We start from the raw sequence: 17848 nt of genomic DNA on the forward strand, positions 1-17848 counted from the left end.
CACGCTGCGCTTTGCCCATCCTACGATTTTGCACTTCGCCTGCAAGCAGGCTCCAAAGAGAGGTTTGTAGCGAGCGTAGGGTGCGCACGGCGCACCCTGCGGCACTGGGTAAAAATTCCGTTTAATTGCCTGCAGCAAGCACCGGCGCTGTCGGCTTCAGGGGAATCAGACGGAACCCATAGCTGTAGGACGCAGCCGGGATCTGGTATTTCTCCAGCGGCCTGGCACCCCAGGAATTGTCGCCGCCGACACCCATCTGTTTCCAGTCGATATTCACGCTGACCAGGTCTTTCGGCTTTATTTCCGCACCGTGCAGGCGAACGGATTTACGATCGTGTTCCAGGTCCGACTGCAGTACCGGCAGCGCCGACATACTCAACAGCTGTTCGGCTTCGATCCGCAGGCCGGAACCGCTGTCGTCCACCAGGGACATCCAACGCACATCGGTCTTGTTGCCGGTTTCCTGGGGACGCGAGTAGTCGTGGTACTGCGAGTCCACCTGGGCGCTGTAGAGACCCACAGCGGCGCCGGTCTTGCGGTCCTCGTAGTTTTCCTGCGGACCGCGGCCGAACCACTGCAGTTGCTTGTAGTCGCCTTTCAGCACCAGGTTCATGCCCACCCGGGGAAGGACGGGTAGACTGTCCTGCAACGGTTTGAGATGGGCGCGCACGTGGATTTCGCCGGAGCCGTGTATCCGGTACTCGGTGGCGAATTCAGCGGTCTGTTTTCCGAGCTGATGCAGAATGGTGACGACGGCGCTGTAGGCGCCATCGACATCATGGCGGAATTCCGTCAGCTGTGCTTCCTGGGTGGCGGTCTTCCAGGTGAGATCCTTCAGCATCCAGGGGACGTCGTTGTCGGTGGGGGCCCGCCACAGGTTGGGCGTCAACCCTTTGAGCAACAATTCCCTGCCATCGACCTCGTAGGACACCATCTCCCCACTGGATTTGTCGAATCGCACGGAGAAGTTTTTGCCGGATACTGTCAGTCCGCGGTCACTGTCCTCAACGCTGACTTTTGTTTCGGTTTGCTGCGCCGCTCCTGCCTTTGTCGGGCTGTGGAGCTGGAACTGGTCCCATGCGACTACATAGCCCTCATCGAGCAGCGGAATAACGTTTCGCCCGGCAACCGCCTCGATGGTCAGGTGATATTCCGCTTGGGGTTTGGCATCGTATTCGGGCAGCTGGAGTTGGAATTTCTCCCGCTCCCCGGCTTTGGTGCTCAGCGCGGGACCTTCGCCTTCCGCTATCTGGCGGCCATCCTCCAACAGCCGCCAACGAATCTCGAATTTATCGGCGGACAGGAAGTTGTGGCGGTTCCACAAGGTGAACTTGAGGCCGGATTCCAGGGATTGCGGCTTGTCCGCCTCGAACTTCAACGGCTGGTAAACTTTTTTTACTTCCCAGGCATGGGGGTTAAGAGTGCGGTCCGATTGTATTACGCCGTTGGCCAGGAAGTTGTCCGAGTCCGGCCGCGGGCTTTCGCCGAAGTCGCCGCCGTAGGCCATGATCTCAACGCCCTCGGCGTTGGTCTTGAACAGTGTCTGGTCCACCCAGTCCCAGATAAAGCCGCCCTGCAATTGCGGATAGTGATAGATGGTATCCCAGTACTCCTGCAGGTTGCCGATGCTGTTGCCCATGGCGTGGGCATATTCCGCCTGGATCATCGGTTGGCTGGGGTTGCTTTCGGCGTAGTCGACCATCTCGTGAATAAAGTCGTACATGGGCGTATAGATATCCACGTACTCCAGGGTGGAGTGGCCGTCCACCGTACCCCAGCCGCCGTAGGTCACCGGGCGGGAGGGTTCGTTATCGCGTATCCACTGCGCGCTCTTCTCGAACGCCGGACCCAGCCCCGCTTCGTTACCCAGGGACCAGAGAATCACCGATGGATGGTTTTTGTCCCGTTCCACCATGTTGGCGACCCGCGCCAGGTGCGCGGCTTCCCACTCCGGTTTGTAGCCGAGGTGGTATTTTTCGCGCGCGGACGGATCTTTTTCCGCGACCTTGTTGCCAGTATCCATATATTCGTGGGACTCGATATTGGCCTCGTCCAACACATACAAGCCGTACTGGTCGGTGAGTTCATACCAGCGTGGATCGTTGGGGTAGTGGGAGGTCCGCACGGCGTTGATATTCAGCTCTTTCATCAGCTGGATATCGCGGATCATGCTCTCGCGGGTCAGTACCTTGCCGGTGCGTGGATCGTGCTCGTGGCGGTTGACGCCGCGAATGGTCACCGGAACCCCGTTAACCAGGAACTGGCCGTTTTCCATCTTCAGATTTCGGAAGCCGATGGCCTGCTCGATAACCTGGGTGTCTTCACCGATCCTGGCTTCGATAATCAATTGGTAGAGGTTTGGCGTTTCCGCCGACCAGGGCTTGACCCCGTCGATTTTTCCCGCCACCTGGAAGCGGGTATCGCCACCGGCTTCGACGGTTTGGGATTCGCTGAATACAACTTTGTCTCCATCGCTCACCGCAACTGTCAGTTCGGCGGGTGTTGTCCCCGCCTCAGCGCTGGCAAAATCCAGCTCCAGGGCGAAGGCCCCATTGCGGTAGCTTTCGTCCAGGTCGCTGGTAACGGTAAAGTCGCGGATGTGGGTATCGGGGGTGGCGAAGGCAAAGACTTCACGATCGATGCCGCTCAGGCTCCAGCTGTCCTGGTCTTCCAGATAACTGCCATCGGACCAGCGGTACACTTCCACGGCAATTTTGTTGTCACCGGGTTTTACGTAGCGGGTGATGTTGAACTCCGCCGGCAGTTTCGAACCCTGGCTGTAACCGACCTTCTGGCCGTTGACCCACAGGTACATGGCGGAATTGACCGCCCCGAAGTGGAGGAATACTTGCCTGCCCTGCCAGTCGTCCGGTATTTCCAGAGTCTTGATATAGGAGCCCACCGGGTTGTAATCGTGGGGAATCCGCGGCTGGTCGGCGGGGAAGACGTAGGGAATATTGACGTAGTGGGGGATGCCATGCCCCTGCAGTTCCCAGTTTGAAGGCACCTGGATGGTGCCCCAGCCGGAAGCGTCGAAGTCCGCCTTCCAGAAATCCACCGGGCGATCGCCGGGTTTCCTGACCCAGTTGAATTTCCACTCGCCGTCTAATGAGCGGAAGTAGCGGGAGTTTTCCCGCTTGCCCGCGTCTGCCAGCTGCCGGCTTTCATAGGCATAGAAGGTCGCTCTTGCCGGTTCCTTATTGATCTGAAAGACCTCGGGGTTTTCCCAGTCGTTGATTTCCGTCGCCGCGGAATTTGCGGACGGGTTTATTGATTTGGGATCCGACTGGCGATCGCATGCCGCCAGGAGCATTACGCTGGCGGCGAGCAGGCCGCTCGACAGCAGCCCGAGATTGTCTCTGTAGAAATTGCCCATGGTTTTCCCTCAATTGGTTATGACTTTATTGTTCTGACTTTGCAGGAGTGCGCATCACTGGACTGAACCGTGTTCCTCTACAATGGCAACACCCCAAGGACCCAGTTCCAGCGACTCCCCTTTCTCGACGGCTTTGTTGGAAAGCAGTTCGCTTCCGTCACCAAATGCGTAGTTCACCCGGGCCTCGTCTGCCGAATAATTGAAGATGTAGTGAACCCTGTGACCGTTTGCCAGCTCGCCGCTGCGCACCACGGTGGGAAACTTCAGGGATTGATGCGCTCCCCAGAGGCCGGCCCTTGTGACGCTATCTTGCATTATTTTGTCGATCAGCGCCTCGGTGGGCATAAAGCCCAGGTAAGTCACTTCGCCTTTGCCCCACTTGTTGCGGGTGATTGCGGCGTAGTCTCCCCATCCCTTGTGCCGGTAGCGGGCTATCACCTCCGCGCTTGTGGGGGTCAGAAGTTCCATCCACCAACGCACCTCGTTGGCGTCCTCACCGGCATTGTAGGGGTCCCCATCCAGTGTGACCTGGTCCGGAATGGCAAACTGCTGGTATTGGACACCCGCGGCTTCGGCGATAAGACCGGGCTGGATTACCGGCCGGACCTTCACATTCTCATTGGAGAATCCACTTTTGAAGGTATAGAGCAGATGTCCTCCGGCCTTGGCGAAATCGTTCAAGCGCTGAATTTCAGCGTCCGTTGCCGCATACAGGGCGGGAACCACGATGAGTTTGTAGTTCGACAGATCGCTCGTGGTGGGATCGATGATATCCGCTTCCGCATTCATGCGGTAGAGCGCGTCGTAGAAGGGCCGCATGACCTCATTGTAGGATTTGCCGTTCTTCCAGGCACCGAACTTGAACGCGTTGAAGGCGGTTTGCGCCCGGTTGCTGACATAAATGGCAATGCGGTTGTTCTTGCGCATATTGACCAACTGCGGTCCGATCCGGGCGAGTTCAGCACCGATTACCTTGGCTTCCCGATAGGGGGCGTTGGGCTGGAAATCCTGGCTCAGCAGGCCTCGCCAATAGGTCTCGGTGGAGTTCGCCGTGGTTCCCCAGTGCCAATAGGCCACCATGTTCGCGCCGGAAGCGAGGTGGCTGTATGCCTGCAGGCGGAGCTGGCCGGGGAGGGGCGTCCATTCCGGAAAGCCCTGGGCCTGGGTTTCAATCACGAAATAGTTTTTCCCGCCCTTGAGGGACCGGGTGAGGTCGCCGCCAAAGGCGATTTCCACTCCGGTTAGACGATGCTGGCTCGGATGGTAGATATCGACACCGGCGATATCCAGGGCTCGCGCCGCATCGAAGTGATTGACGACCGGTTGGATACCGTAGGAATGCCCCTTCCAGCCGAGGTCGAAATTGTGCGTGACAAACTGGTCGGGTCGGGCATGTTCACGGACAAGCGTGGCCTGCCAGGCGAGGTATTCTGTAACGGTATCTCTCTGGAACTCGGCAAATGCGGCTGAGATGCTCGCGTTGACTGTGCCTGTCACGTCCGGGAATTCATCCCAGTCATTGATGCGGTTGCTCCAGTAATCCATGCCGAACTGTTTATTGAAGGTATCGAGGTCCGGATAGCGGCTTTTCAGCCTCTCAACAAACGCCCGTTGCAGGCTTTCCCCGACATTGTCGTAGGGCTTGGTCTCGTTATCCACCTGGTAGCCGATAACTGCCGGATTGTTCCGCACATGCTTCACCAGTGCTGTGATGACGCGCTCGGCCGCCTTGCGAAATTCCGGATGGGTGATATCCATGTTCTGTCTCGGCCCGAATGGGGCCCGGCCCCGCGGCGTTGTAACCAGGACGTCCGGGTGTGCGTGGGCCAACCAGGCGGGGATGGCGTAGGTGGGGGTTCCGACAATCACCTTTATGCCGGCCTTGTTCATGGCGGCGAGAACGCGGTCGACGTGCGTAAAGTCGAAGACGCCGGGTTTGCGCTCCAGGGTGCCCCAGGTCGACTCGGCTATCCTGACCACATTGATGCCGGCGGACATCATCATGCGGACATCCTCCTCCAGGCGATCACCTGGCGCATATTCATCATAATATGCGACGCCATACAGGATGGAATCCTGCCGCGGCAAATTTTGGCCGGAAGAATGCGTCGAGAGCAGCAGTAAGAATGTAAGAATAAAAGTTGTCTTGGCTGTTGATTTCATAGGGTCTGTCAAGTATTTATGTTTTTATAATTCCGGAGTTCTCAACTCAAGTGGTTGACAGAGAGTGCCCGGATAACCCCGCGGATTTCCGCCAGTCCCTTCAGGCGGCCAATGGCCGAGTAACCCGGATTCACTGTTTTGCCAATATCGTCCATCATCTGGTGTCCGTGATCGGGGCGGATGAATATTTTTGGTGCGGAATCGCCCCTTCTCTGCTCCTCTGCCAGCAGGTTCCAGATCACCTGGACCATATCGATATCGCTTTCCAGGTGGTTGGCCTCATAGAATGACCTTTGTTCGTCGGCATCGCGGCTTACGCCGCGCAGATGCGCAAAGTGAATACGCGGACTGAAGCGGCGAGCCATTTCCGGCAGGTCGTTGTCCGGCCTGCTGCCGTAGGTGCCTACACAAAGGGTCATGCCATTGGCCGGGCTGGGGAGTTCCCCGAAGAGGCATTCCAGGTCCTCGGCGGTGCAAATGATCCTGGGTAGGCCGAGCATGTCCCTCGGCGGATCGTCCGGATGTATGGCCAGTTTGACACCCAGCTTTTCGGCTATCGGCAGTACCCGGGCGAGGAAAGCAAAGAGGTTCCTGCGCAGGGTGTCCCGGTCGATTCCGCGGTAGTTCTCCAGTGCGGAGCGGAAATCATCCAGCCTGTAACTGTCGGTCATTCTGCCGGGTAATCCGGCGATGATGTTTTTGGTGAGCCGCTGTTTTTCCTTCTCTGTCATTGCGGAGAAGGTTGCCTTGGCTTCGGCAATCTCCTGTTCCGAATAGTCGCTCTCGGCATCTTTCCGTTCCAGGATAAACAGGTCAAAGGCCGCGAATTTTCTCTGGTCGAAACGCAGCGCGTAGGCGCCGCTGGGCAGCCGGTAACTGAGGTCGGTCCGGGTCCAGTCGATCACCGGCATAAAGTTGTAGCAGATGACTTTTATCCCGCACTCAGCCAGGTTTTCCATGCTGGCAATCCAGTTGTCCACATAGACCTGGTGCCCGGGCCTGGACAACTTGATATCTTCGTGGACAGGAATGCTTTCAACCACCGACCACGTTAACGGAGAGCGGCCGGGATCGGCGGTTTCGATCGATGCCTGGTGCCTGCGGATCGCATCCACTGGCCACACCTCCCCAGTGGGAATATGGTGCAGAGCGCTCACTATATCGGTGGCGCCGGCCTGGCGGATATCGTCCAGGCTGACCGGATCGTTCGGACCAAACCATCTCCAGGATTCACGCATATGATTACCCCTTATCGTCTGCTGGAGTGCTGCCGCCGGCAAGACCCTGCAATGTCGGTATTACCGGTTTGATGGTACCGTCGTCGTTGAACTCCAGGGTGTCGATGCACACTTCCCGGTGATAGCCGGCGGATTCGCCCATGGAGAGGCCCTTCGGGCGGTTGAAGCGGTGGTAGACGATGTGCCACCGGTCTTCGCCCGGGACTTTGACAACGGAGTTGTGCCCGGTTCCGTAGATGCCGAGTTCAGGCTTCTTGGCGATGACGAGATTGTTTTCGGGAATCCGCAAAGGGCCGGTGGGCGAGTCGGCCATGGCGTAACGCACCCGGTAGTCCTCGCTGCGGGTGTCATTTTCGGACCACAGGAAATAGTAGGTGCCGTTCCGGTAGAACACCTCGGCGCCCTCCCTGAAGGTGTCATCCGGAGTGAGTACTTGAATGGAATCCCGGGCAATGGAGACCATATCGTCGTTGAGTTCAGCCACCGCCAGGTAGCCGTTGCCCCAGTAGAGATAGGATTTCCCCGAGACGGGGTCCAGGAACACGTCCGGGTCGATTTCCTGGCCCCCGGTCACTCCGTCCGGTTTGAAATCGATCAGGGGGCGGCCGGAATCGGTAAAGGGGCCGGTGGGGTCGTCCGCCACGGCCACGCCGATCTTCTGCGCCGCGGTGAAGTAGTAGAAATACTTGTACTTTTTATCTTCTCCGTCCCGCCCGTCGACGACTTTCTCAATGCCGGCCGGTGCCCAGGCGTTGCGGTCCGCCCAGCTCACGTCGGCTTTCAGGTCCAGGATGGTACCCTCGTTTTGCCAGTGTATGAGGTCGGAAGAGGAAAAGGTTTCGAAATATGTGCCAGACCAGCGGTAAAAACCATCGCTCGTTGGATACAGGTAGTATTTTTTATCCCTTTCGGAATAAATGATTTCCGGGTCGGCATAATACCCGTCCAAAACCGGATTGCCGTCGATTTCGGCGGTCACTTTATAGGTTTTGTCGGCCAGCCCGCCCCGGGAAAGGGTGTAACTCACGGCCCCGGCGGAGAAATCCCGGGGGCCTTCCGGGCTAAGGGAAAACCCGGTCGCCAGCTTGAATTTCGGGTCCAGCCGGCTCAGGTCTGTACCGGGTTTGACGGGAAGGTAGAGGCTGCCCTCTGCCGCATCGATCGTCAGGTTGCCTTTCTTGACATCGGGTGACTCCGAAGAAATAACCGCGGCTTCCACCGGCCCCCATTGTTTTTGCAGGGCTTCGGCTTCAGCGCTGGTGATCGGGAGCACCGATCCGTGTCGCGGGTGGAAATCCATGGAGATGTCGCCGTCGATCACGGAGAAATTCGCCAGGTCATCGCTTTCGGTAAACTGATATTTTCCGTCCATGTACACGTCGTACATGAGGATATATTTGTCCGATCCGATCAGTTTGAAGACCGTGGAGCCATCCACGGCTTTATCGGTCTGGTTCAGGTGCCTGTCTTGCAGTACATACCCCTCCGTCAGCCTGTCCGACACCGCCTTCTTGATGCCTTTGGTGGAGCCCTCGGTCTTGAAAAACAGATGGTATTTGCCGTCGTGGAACACTATGTCCCCGTCGATAGTGGCATCGTTGGTGGGGCTGAAATAGAGCTGCTTGGGAACGGTGGCGAGGCCGGTAAAATCGTCGTTGGCGAAGGCGTAGTAAATGATGTCGGGGCCGTCGCCGGAGCGCATGGACCAGTAGAGCATGTAGCGTTCGCTTTCCGGGTCGTAGATGGTCTGTGGTGCCCAGACCCGGTCCACATCCCCGAATTCCTCGGGGAAGGTCTGCGGGATATTGACGATGCTGGACGTCCAGTGGATCAGGTCATCGGACTTCATCATTACCATGGCGTAGTTGAACCAGCCTTGCCCGGGTACCGTCATCAGGTCCGTGACCGTCATATAGAAGCTGCCGTCGGCGCCCCTAAGGATATGCGGATCCCGTACGCCGCCGGAGGAACTGATGCGCTTCGAGTCGATAATGGGCTTGTTGCCATTGAGTGTCCGGTAGTGATAGCCGTCCCAGCTCAGGGCGTAGCGGATGGCCTCCTCACCGGGGTCGTTGCCGAGGAAATAGGTGAACAGGTAGGCCGAATAAGGAGTTTCTTCCTTCCGGGGGCTGGGGCTATCGGCGCAGCCGCTGGAGAGCAGGCCGGTCGCGGCCAGCAGGATAAGGATTGCGGAACGGAATCCTCGCGGTCCGCGGGCATCCCAAAGGCCTCGTCTATATATTATTTTCATTGATTTCTCATTCCATCGCTGAGTTGTGGGATCGACGGTACCAAGCGGTGCTTCGCCAAGATCGGAGACTCAAACCGGCTCTTCAGTCCGAAATTGTTTGAAACTGCTTTCATTCTGACTCAGGGTTTGTTTGCTGTAATTATGTAATAGTATGATAAATACTACATAAAAATCTATCGCTAACTCAATCTCTCAATGAGTGTGTCAGTGGATACGAGGCAAGTTCACCGGTTGGGGAGACTGAAACTGACTCCCCGGTCAGAAGGAGTCGTGAAACTGCTTCTCTTGATAGCCACCCCACTGTATAGGCTTGTTAGCCGTAATCACATATTATAATATGACAAATACTATATATAAAATGTTATCGATAACTAAATCTTTCCCTCATAGAGATGGAAGCCCCCTCCATTGGCTTCCAGATAAGAATATAGAGAGGATGAAGGTGAACATAGCGATGGTGAATACAGGGGCATCGGGCATCTCGCGGGCCCCAGTGCCCGGCCCTACCGACCCCCTATCGCGACGAGCGCTCCACCGTGGAGCTGGTCAATGTGATCCAATGTCACGCCGTCGAGAAAACCCGTTTCACGAGGAAGTGTCAGATTTCCCCTTATTGAATCGAAAGTAGCACATTATGAAAAAAAAACTTCTCACCCTGTTAGCCTGTTGCCTTGGCATTACCGCGTGCACTGGCGATGATGATATTGGCGGCTACCTCTTCGTCACCTTCCGTGGTGAAGCCACCCCGATGACCGAACAGGTCTACTTCATGACCAGCGAAAACGGCCAGGACTGGAAAGCGCTGAACGACGCGGAGCCAGTACTGACCAGCGGCGTTGGTGAGAAAGGCGTTCGCGACCCCTACATTATCCGCTCGAATGACAATAGAAAGTTCTATCTGGTCGCTACCGACCTTTCAATCAACTTGAACCCTGATTGGGGGCGGGCCCAAACCGCCGCCAGTCAGTCCATCGTTATCTGGGAGTCTGAAGATCTGGTGAACTGGTCCGAGCCGCGTCTGGTTAAGGTGGCGCCGGATAACGCCGGCAACACCTGGGCCCCTGAAGTCGTCTATGACGAGGGAAACGAGACGTATATGGTGTTCTGGGCCTCCAAGACCGCGGATGACAACTATTCAAAGCAACGCATCTGGGCGGTTCGCACCAAGGATTTCGAGACGTTTAGCGAACCCTTTGTCTATATCGAAAAGCCGACCACCGTCATAGACACGACCATCGTCAAAGAAGGTGACACCTACTACCGGTTTACCAAAGACGAAAAGTATAAGGCCATTACGATGGAACGCAGCGAGCAACTGATGACCGGCTGGGAAGACATCGAGGGTTTCACGCTCAAGTCACTGCAGGGTTACGAAGGCCCCACCAGCTTTGTCATTGAACAACCCCATGATGACAAGCCCGCCAAATGGACCCTGCTGCTCGACTACTACAGCCAGGGCAAGGGCTACCAGGCGTTTGTCACCGACGACTTAAGCAGTGGCGAGTTCGAAGAAGGAGAGCCCATGAACTTTCCCTTTGACCCCGTACGCCACGGATCTGTGCTGACCCTCACCACCGAGGAATTTAGCCGACTCCAAGAGGCGGACAAGAACGACGCCTTCACGGTAGGCGGCGAAGAACTGTAATTTGATCGAGGGACTCACCATGAAAAAAAAGATTGACCTGGTGGCGGCCATCGCTGCCATTGCAGTCGGGGTCGCGTCATGTACAACGGAACCACCGCCCCCGGCTTCCGGCCTCGACGCAAACGGCCACCTTGTATCCCTGCTGCAGAAAGGTGATGGCAAGTTCGATTACCGGCGTTTTCCCGATGGGGTGCAAATCCGTCTTGGTGATACCGTCAAAAACATCATTTTCTACGGCCCCAGGACAGTCAGGGTAAACACTAACCTGGGGGAAAACTACTGGCAGCACCCGAGCCTGGTGGTCATCGACCAGCCTGATCCCATAGCCTTCGAGCTGGAGGACGGCGGCACCACGCTCAAACTCGCCTCCGAGGAGCTGTCGATAGAGATTGATAAGCACAGCGGCTCGCTGAGTTTCAGCGACGCAAACGGCAAGCTCTACACCCGGGAATCGGCCCGCGCGCCCCAGCGCATCGAAAAGGTCGAGATCGCCGATGCGCCAAGCTACGAAGTGTCTAACACCTTCTCCCTCAAACAGGATGAAGCCATCTACGGATTCGGTTATATCCATGAGACAGAGATCGACCGCGGGGCCCAGGAGTCGCTGTTGAACCGCCGCAACCAGGAGCTGCTGCTGGTTCAAACCAATGTGGGTAGTGTCATCCCCGTGATGATGTCCACGGAGAACTACGGCGTCCTCTGGGATACCTACTCCGCAATGAAGTTCAAGGACAATGCCGAAGGCGCGACCCTGTGGGCCGAGAGCGCACCCGGTGGCGTGGATTACTATTTCATGGCCGGGGACGATATGGACGACGTGGTCTCCGCCTACCGAGACCTGACCGGTGACGCGCCCATGTACCCCAAGCAGGCTTTCGGCCTGTTTATGAGTAAGGAGCGCTATCCGACGCAGGAACGTATTGTGGAAGTTGCCCGTACCTTTCGCGAGGAGGGCTTTCCGCTCGATTACATCGTGCAGGACTGGCAGTACTGGGGCGGCGGCACGTGGGGCGGCGAATGGGATGGCAATTGGAGCGGCATGATCTGGGACCCGGAGCGCTTCCCCGAGCCGGAGGCCATGACCTCGGCGATTCACGACCTCAATATGAAGCTGATGATTTCCATTTGGCCGTCGGTGGGTAACGACACGCCCCTCGCTGCCGAGCTGGACAGCCACGGCCTGCGCTTCGAACCCCTGCACTGGATTTCAAAAAAGGCGCGCATCTACGATGCCTTCAGCGAACAGGGCCGGGAAATCTACTTCAAGCATGTGAAAGCTGGTCTGCTGGACAAGGGTGTCGATGCACTGTGGATGGACGGCACGGAGGTGGAAGTGGGGTCCGCCTGTTGGGACCCCGGCAAAGTGGCGGTGGATATCAAAAGCCTGGGTAACAACGCCATGGGCGATTTCTCCCGCTACTTGAACCCCTACACCCTGATGACCACCATGGGCACTTACGACGGTCAGCGTGCCACCAGCAACAAGCGGGTATTTACCCTGACCCGTTCGGCCTGGGCGGGCGCACAACGCACGGCGGCGGCCTCCTGGTCCGGCGATACGCACGCCAGTTGGGATACGCTTCGTCAACAAATCAGCGGCGGCGCCAGCGTCACGATTACGGGTAACCCCTATTGGACCAACGACATCGGAGGCTTTTTCGTGCCCACCTATCCGGGCGGCGAGAAGAATCCGGCCTACCGCGAATTGTTCACGCGCTGGTTCCAGTATGGTGCCTTCAATCCCATCATGCGTGTGCATGGCACCGACATCGAGCGCGAACCCTACATTTTCAAGGAGCTGGACCCGGCCGTATACGACGCGCTCAAGCAGGCGGTTGAACTGCGTTACCGCATGCTGCCCTACACCTACAGCCTGAGCTGGCAGGTCACGGAAAACGACTACACCCTGATGCGCGCGCTGGCGATGGACTTCCCCAAGGACAAGGGGGTGCACAACATCGACGACGCCTTCATGTACGGTCCCTCCTTGCTGGTACACCCGGTCGCCAGGCCGATGTACCACCTTCAGGACCCGCCCGCCAAGACCATTCCCGGTGCCTACCTGCGCACACCGGACGACAAGCCCGGCCTCGCCGGGCAGTACTTCAGCGGGCGCAGCTTCGAGCAACCGGCCGGCAAGGTGGTGGATGCAATGCTGGATCACACCTGGCCGGGGCCGCCATTGGCCGATTTTCCGCCAGGCCTGTCGAGCCTGAACGACTTTTCCGCGCGCTGGAGCGGCAGCCTGGTCGCGCCGGAAAGCGGCGAGTATGAGATCGGCCTGGAAGGCGATGACGGCTTTGTTCTGTACCTCGATGGTGAAAAGGTCATAGAGGACTGGAAGGGCGGCGGCCGCCGTTACCATGGCGTCAAGCGCAAGCTGGAGCAGGGCGAGCGCGTGCAGCTCAATATCGAGTACTACCAGGGGGAAGGTGGTCGCAATATCCGCTTGTCCTGGAGGACGCCAAAGGATATCGCCGAGCTGGAAAGGAGCCGGCCCAAGTTCGATACCCGCGTCACTACCTACCTGCCCGCCGGCGCCGACTGGTACGACTACTACAGTGGCGAGAAAATCCGCGGTGGCCGGGAGCACACCCGCGAGGCGCCCCTGGACATCATCCCGCTGTATGTGCGCGCCGGCTCCATCCTGCCCACTGGCCCCTTGCAGCAGTACGCCACGGAAAAGCCCGACGCGCCCTACGATATTACCGTTTACGCGGGAGCGGATGCGGAATTTACCCTCTATCAGGATGACAACGAGACTTACGACTACGAGCGCGGCCAGTATGCGACGGTTGCCCTGCGGTGGGACGACGAGAAGAAAATCCTGAATATCGGCGAGCGCCAGGGGAGCTTCGCGGGTATGACCGAAAAGCGCGAACTGAATGTTCGCCTGGTTTCAAACGGACGCGAAAGCCCACCGGTGCGGAAAGTGGTCTATGACGGCTCGGCCATCAACGTGAGTTTTTGAGAGATGTAAAGAGGCTCGTTTGGCGAGCCTCTTTACAGAGGGAAAATCATTAGACGTAACTGCTCACTCCTGAAGGTCGCATCGCGCCGATTCGCCCGAGGCAAAGCTATTATTTTCGGGATTCCGGAGATAGGGGTTAAAGCCAGGCACTTTGCATTATGAGAATTGAGAATAGCTTCATCGGCACCCTTGTCATGCGTTTCGCGCTGTGGCCGCTCCTGGCGGTGCTGGCCTCTATCCCAGCACTGGAGGCGCAAGCGATCGATTCGAATTCCCCGAACGCACGCATGTCCCTGAACGGGACCTGGCAGCTCGCGCTCGCTCCCACGGAGCAGGATGCGGAAGAACTGGCGGGTTTCCATGAACCCTCGTTTGACGCGACAGCGTTCGCCCCGGTGCCGGTTCCTTCCAATTGGGCTGTGCTCGGGTATGAAGAGCCGGTCTATCGAGGCTTTCACGGCGACAAGGCCAGCGAGGGCTTTTATGTTCGGGATTTCACGCCGCCGGCCGCGTGGAAGGCGTCACGGGTGCTGCTGCATTTCGGGGGAGTCTGGTCGTCGGCCGAGGTATGGTTGAACGGCAAGCGGCTCGGTCGCCACGACAGCGGCTACACGAGCTTCGCGTTCGAAGTGACCGAGGCCCTGAAGGCCGGTGAAAAGAACCGGTTGGCTGTCCGGGTACGACAGGCTACTCGCGAATACACGCACGACGTCTACGACGACTGGACCTTGGGCGGCATCTTTCGCGACGTCTCACTGGAGGCGATGCCACGTGAACGTTGGCTCGATCGCGTGATTGCCCGGACCGAGTTCGATGATTCCTTCAGGGATGCCGATCTGAACCTGAGGATAATGGTCGGCGATACGCATCGGCGCTCCCGGCCGGGCAATGTCGCTAGCCCCGGCGAGCCCTACGACTTGCGAATCGCACTTTTGTCGAAGGAGGGCGTCGAGGTCGCGCGGCATCAAATGATGATTCCCGCCCACACGTCTACCAGCCGCGAAATCCCGCTGAGCCTGCGTGTGAACACCCCCCGCCAGTGGACCGCCGAAACGCCATACCTGTACACACTCCGCGTAGAGCTTCTGGAGAAGGGCGTCATCGCGCACAGTCGCTCGGAGGGGATCGGCTTTCGGCAGATTTCGACGGAGGGTGGCGTGTTTCGCATCAACGGCCAGGTGGTCAAGCTACGGGGCGTCAACCGCCATGACCAGCATCCGGACGTGGGACGCGCCACCACCCGCGAGCACTGGGAGCAGGACATCGCTTTGATGAAGGCGGCGAATATCAATTATATCCGCCTGGCCCACTACCCGCCCGCCAGGGGGTTCGTAGAGCTATGCGATGAGATGGGAATGTATCTGGGCAACGAAGTCTCATTAGGCGGCGGAGGCAGGCTGTACGATCCGTCCATGGCGGGTGCCGTCCTGCTGCGTTCCTACGAAACGGTCATGAGGGACATCAATAGCCCGTCGATCGTGTATTGGTCGATTGGGAACGAAAATCCGCTAACCGACCTTCTGCTCGCGTCCGCGCGCACAGTGAAGGGCCTCGACCCGACGCGGCCGATCCTCCTGCCCTGGCGGGCGGAGGAGTGGCTGCCTCCGGAGATCGACATTCTCGCTCCACACTATTGGCAACCCCAGGAGTACGATCAGCTGGCTGGCCGCTCTGCGCGGCCGGTGATCACGACCGAATATACGCACGCCTACGGCACGCACGGCTTCGGCGGATTGGAGGCGCGGTGGAAGGCGTTGACCCGGCACCCGGCGGGAGCTGGCGCCGCCATCTGGGTTTGGGCCGATCAAGCGATCAGGATGCCGACGGCCAAAAAGGGCGAGTTGGGTGACGAGTATCTGCGGCTCACGACGGACGGGTGGGACGGTCTCGTGGATGCCGACCGGAACCCGAGCCGCGACTACTGGGAGGCGAAAGCGGTCTACGCCCAGGTTTATCCCGAGGTCGACGAGATCCGCTTCGTGCCCGGCCAGAAGTCGGCGCGGATTCCGATTCGCAACGACTACGATTTCACCGACCTCAAAGCCGTAAAGGTCGCTTGGTCGATCTTCGAGGATGACCGCGAGCTCGCTGCCGGAACCAGCGAGTTGGCGGGACAGCCTCATGCGACATCGCCGTTCGAGCTGCCGCTCGAAGCGGTGCAGTCGATCCGGCCCGGGAAGGCGTACTACGCGTGGCTCGTTTTCGCGGACGCCAACGGGGCCGAGATCACCCGCGAGAGCGTCGAGTTGGTCCCCAATGTTACGGCTGGCGATCGGCACCCTGCGTCGTATCCAATCTCGGTCACGCGCGGCGAAACTGTCGCGATCAGTGCCGGGCCGAGTCGTTACGAGTTCGACCCGAAGACAGGACACCTGGTCTCCGCCAGCTCGAACGGTAAGCGCTTGATCACGGACCTGCGTCCGGTCATTTGGCGTGAGCTCGATACGAGCGAGGTCTTCGTCATAGGCGAAGCCGCGGCCAGGGAGGCCGCCGACCTCAATCAATACGAGCCGGTTGCGACGGCATGGGAACTGCGGGAAACGGAGGACGGCGTCGCGATCAGCACCGAAGTCGACTATGTGGTGGATGCCAGGAATCGCTTTGCCGCGACCTACCGGTACTCGGTGGCACGGGATGGGAATCTTCGTTTGCAGTACGAGATTCTGCCGGACGTGGTGGTCCCCGCTGTGCCGGTGGTGGGTATGGCCATTGAGTCCGTGCCCGAGCTGAATCAGCTCCGGTGGTTCGGATTGGGCCCGCACGACGCCTATCCAAACAAGAGGTCGGCCCCGATTCTCGGCGTCTGGGATGGCGGAAGTGCCGGTTCGGAAGCCGTCGGCACCAAGGCTATGAGATGGCTGGAGCGTACCGGTTCGCCAGGGGGATTTCGCGTGACTGGCGTCGGGTATTTCGAACGCGGCCTGGACGATCCCCACAGCGTGCGGATATTGTCCGGTGTGCTCGGTCGGCCGGAGAAGCGCCGCGAAGCGGACGAATCCGTCCCGCCGTTGAGAACCGGGACGGGCGAGCCTTTCGTTGGTGAACTGACTCTTTCACTGCGATGAAAAGAGCCGTGATCGAGAGTTCGGTTAGGTGTTAATGCGAAGTTCTGATCGTTCCAGTCTGTAGGCACCCTGTTTCAAATCAGACGCTCATATTCGTCATACCGGCGCATGCCGGTATCCAGTTCACTGGCATCCGGGCATCCGGGCATCCGGGCATCCGGGCATCCGGGCATCCGGGTTCCGGCTTGCGCCGGAACGACCAGATCGACCGCTTTGGCCAGTTGCAGGAGTGGCTGTACGATCTTGACGATCACCATCCCCACGTCTCCCATCTGGATGGCCCTCTATCCCAGTAACCAGATTTCGCCTCACCGCACGCCATTGCTGTTCGAGGCGGCGCGTATCTCCCTGGAGCATCGTGCTGGGCGGCACTTGCCCCTTGCGGGTACACGGCGATTTGCAGGCACTGACACTGCAGTGAAGGAGCCGCAGTGGGAAAGTTTTAACTCAAGTTTCGGAGTTCAGATCGGGGGCTAGGGGCCGTATGGCCCTTTGCGAGACACGGGCTAGGCGCCCCCCTGTGAATACTTCCTTTACGCTCTCCGCGGCCATCCATGGCGGTCGTATCCTCCCAGACACTTGCATTTGCAAAGTTTTCAATATTAATATGACTAATATGACAGGATGGTATGGCCTTTTATAGGTGATACCAAAATTGGACGTTGTATTGTCACAGAAAGCCGCGGGCCCATATTGCCTATAAATGCGGAGATAAATTGATATGGAGCATCTCACCCCTCGTAGCTTTCCCGCGGCAGTGGCCCTTCTTCTGTATCTGCTTTGCCCAGCTGCCAGCGCGACTCACTCTCCAGGTCTCTACCTGAGGAATGCCCAATCACTTAATGAAGACTGGAAATATCCGGTCGTTCCCTACGAAACCGGGTATTACGATTATCGCTGGATGGCGCGTGACCAGGCAGATAGCCCCGGCGGGGCGCATTCTTCATATCCCGCTGAAAAATATTGGTCGAGTGGCAGGGCCACTATGCCTCTGGGCCAATAATCTTCTTCTTCCAGTTGTAGACAGAAGAGAAGATGTATGGAGCGTCAAAGTGGCCAACGCAGTAATGGAGGAGGTGGGGCAGGGAAGTTTAGCAGTATCGGCCCGCTAATTTCAGGACCAGGGGCAGAATTCGAAG

At 58.3% G+C, this 17848-nt stretch carries 8 protein-coding genes; 3 read left to right on the forward strand and 5 right to left on the reverse strand.

Features of this window, described 5'->3' with window-relative positions:
- Nucleotides 1-121 precede the first annotated feature (121 nt).
- Genes PP263_RS22410 through PP263_RS22425 form a run of 4 tightly spaced genes read right to left on the reverse strand, consistent with a single transcriptional unit; the run spans nucleotide 122 to nucleotide 9028 of the window.
- Nucleotides 122-3376: a glycoside hydrolase family 2 TIM barrel-domain containing protein gene (locus tag PP263_RS22410; RefSeq protein WP_308366296.1), complete on the reverse strand. Its 3255-nt coding sequence runs from the start codon at nucleotides 3374-3376 to the stop codon at nucleotides 122-124.
- A gap of 54 nt (nucleotides 3377-3430) precedes the next feature.
- Entirely contained in the window at nucleotides 3431-5539 is a 2109-nt protein-coding gene (locus PP263_RS22415; protein ID WP_308366297.1) for a beta-galactosidase, read from the reverse strand.
- 41 nt (nucleotides 5540-5580) lie between these two features.
- Nucleotides 5581-6777, reverse strand: coding sequence for a mannonate dehydratase (gene uxuA / locus PP263_RS22420; protein WP_308366298.1), 1197 nt, complete (start codon nucleotides 6775-6777; stop codon nucleotides 5581-5583).
- A gap of 4 nt (nucleotides 6778-6781) precedes the next feature.
- Entirely contained in the window at nucleotides 6782-9028 is a 2247-nt protein-coding gene (locus PP263_RS22425) for a family 43 glycosylhydrolase (protein ID WP_308366299.1), read from the reverse strand.
- A gap of 634 nt (nucleotides 9029-9662) precedes the next feature.
- Between PP263_RS22425 and PP263_RS22430 the strand changes: the two genes are divergently transcribed.
- The 3 genes from PP263_RS22430 (at nucleotide 9663) to PP263_RS22440 (ending at nucleotide 16709) form a co-directional block, all read left to right on the forward strand.
- Nucleotides 9663-10673: a glycoside hydrolase family 43 protein gene (locus PP263_RS22430; RefSeq protein ID WP_308366300.1), complete on the forward strand. Its 1011-nt coding sequence runs from the start codon at nucleotides 9663-9665 to the stop codon at nucleotides 10671-10673.
- Nucleotides 10674-10692: 19 nt separating this feature from the next.
- Complete coding sequence (locus PP263_RS22435) at nucleotides 10693-13644, forward strand: TIM-barrel domain-containing protein (protein ID WP_308366301.1); 2952 nt, start codon at nucleotides 10693-10695, stop codon at nucleotides 13642-13644.
- Between the two features lie 158 nt (nucleotides 13645-13802).
- On the forward strand, nucleotides 13803-16709 hold the full coding sequence (locus tag PP263_RS22440; protein ID WP_308366302.1) for a glycoside hydrolase family 2 TIM barrel-domain containing protein: 2907 nt from the start codon (nucleotides 13803-13805) through the stop codon (nucleotides 16707-16709).
- A gap of 74 nt (nucleotides 16710-16783) precedes the next feature.
- On the opposite strand, the gene PP263_RS22445 is transcribed toward PP263_RS22440, so the two are convergent.
- Nucleotides 16784-16966, reverse strand: coding sequence for a hypothetical protein (locus tag PP263_RS22445; protein WP_308366303.1), 183 nt, complete (start codon nucleotides 16964-16966; stop codon nucleotides 16784-16786).
- Between the last annotated feature and the right edge of the window lie 882 nt (nucleotides 16967-17848).

Source organism: Microbulbifer sp. TB1203 (genome assembly GCF_030997045.1).
Classification (GTDB): domain Bacteria; phylum Pseudomonadota; class Gammaproteobacteria; order Pseudomonadales; family Cellvibrionaceae; genus Microbulbifer.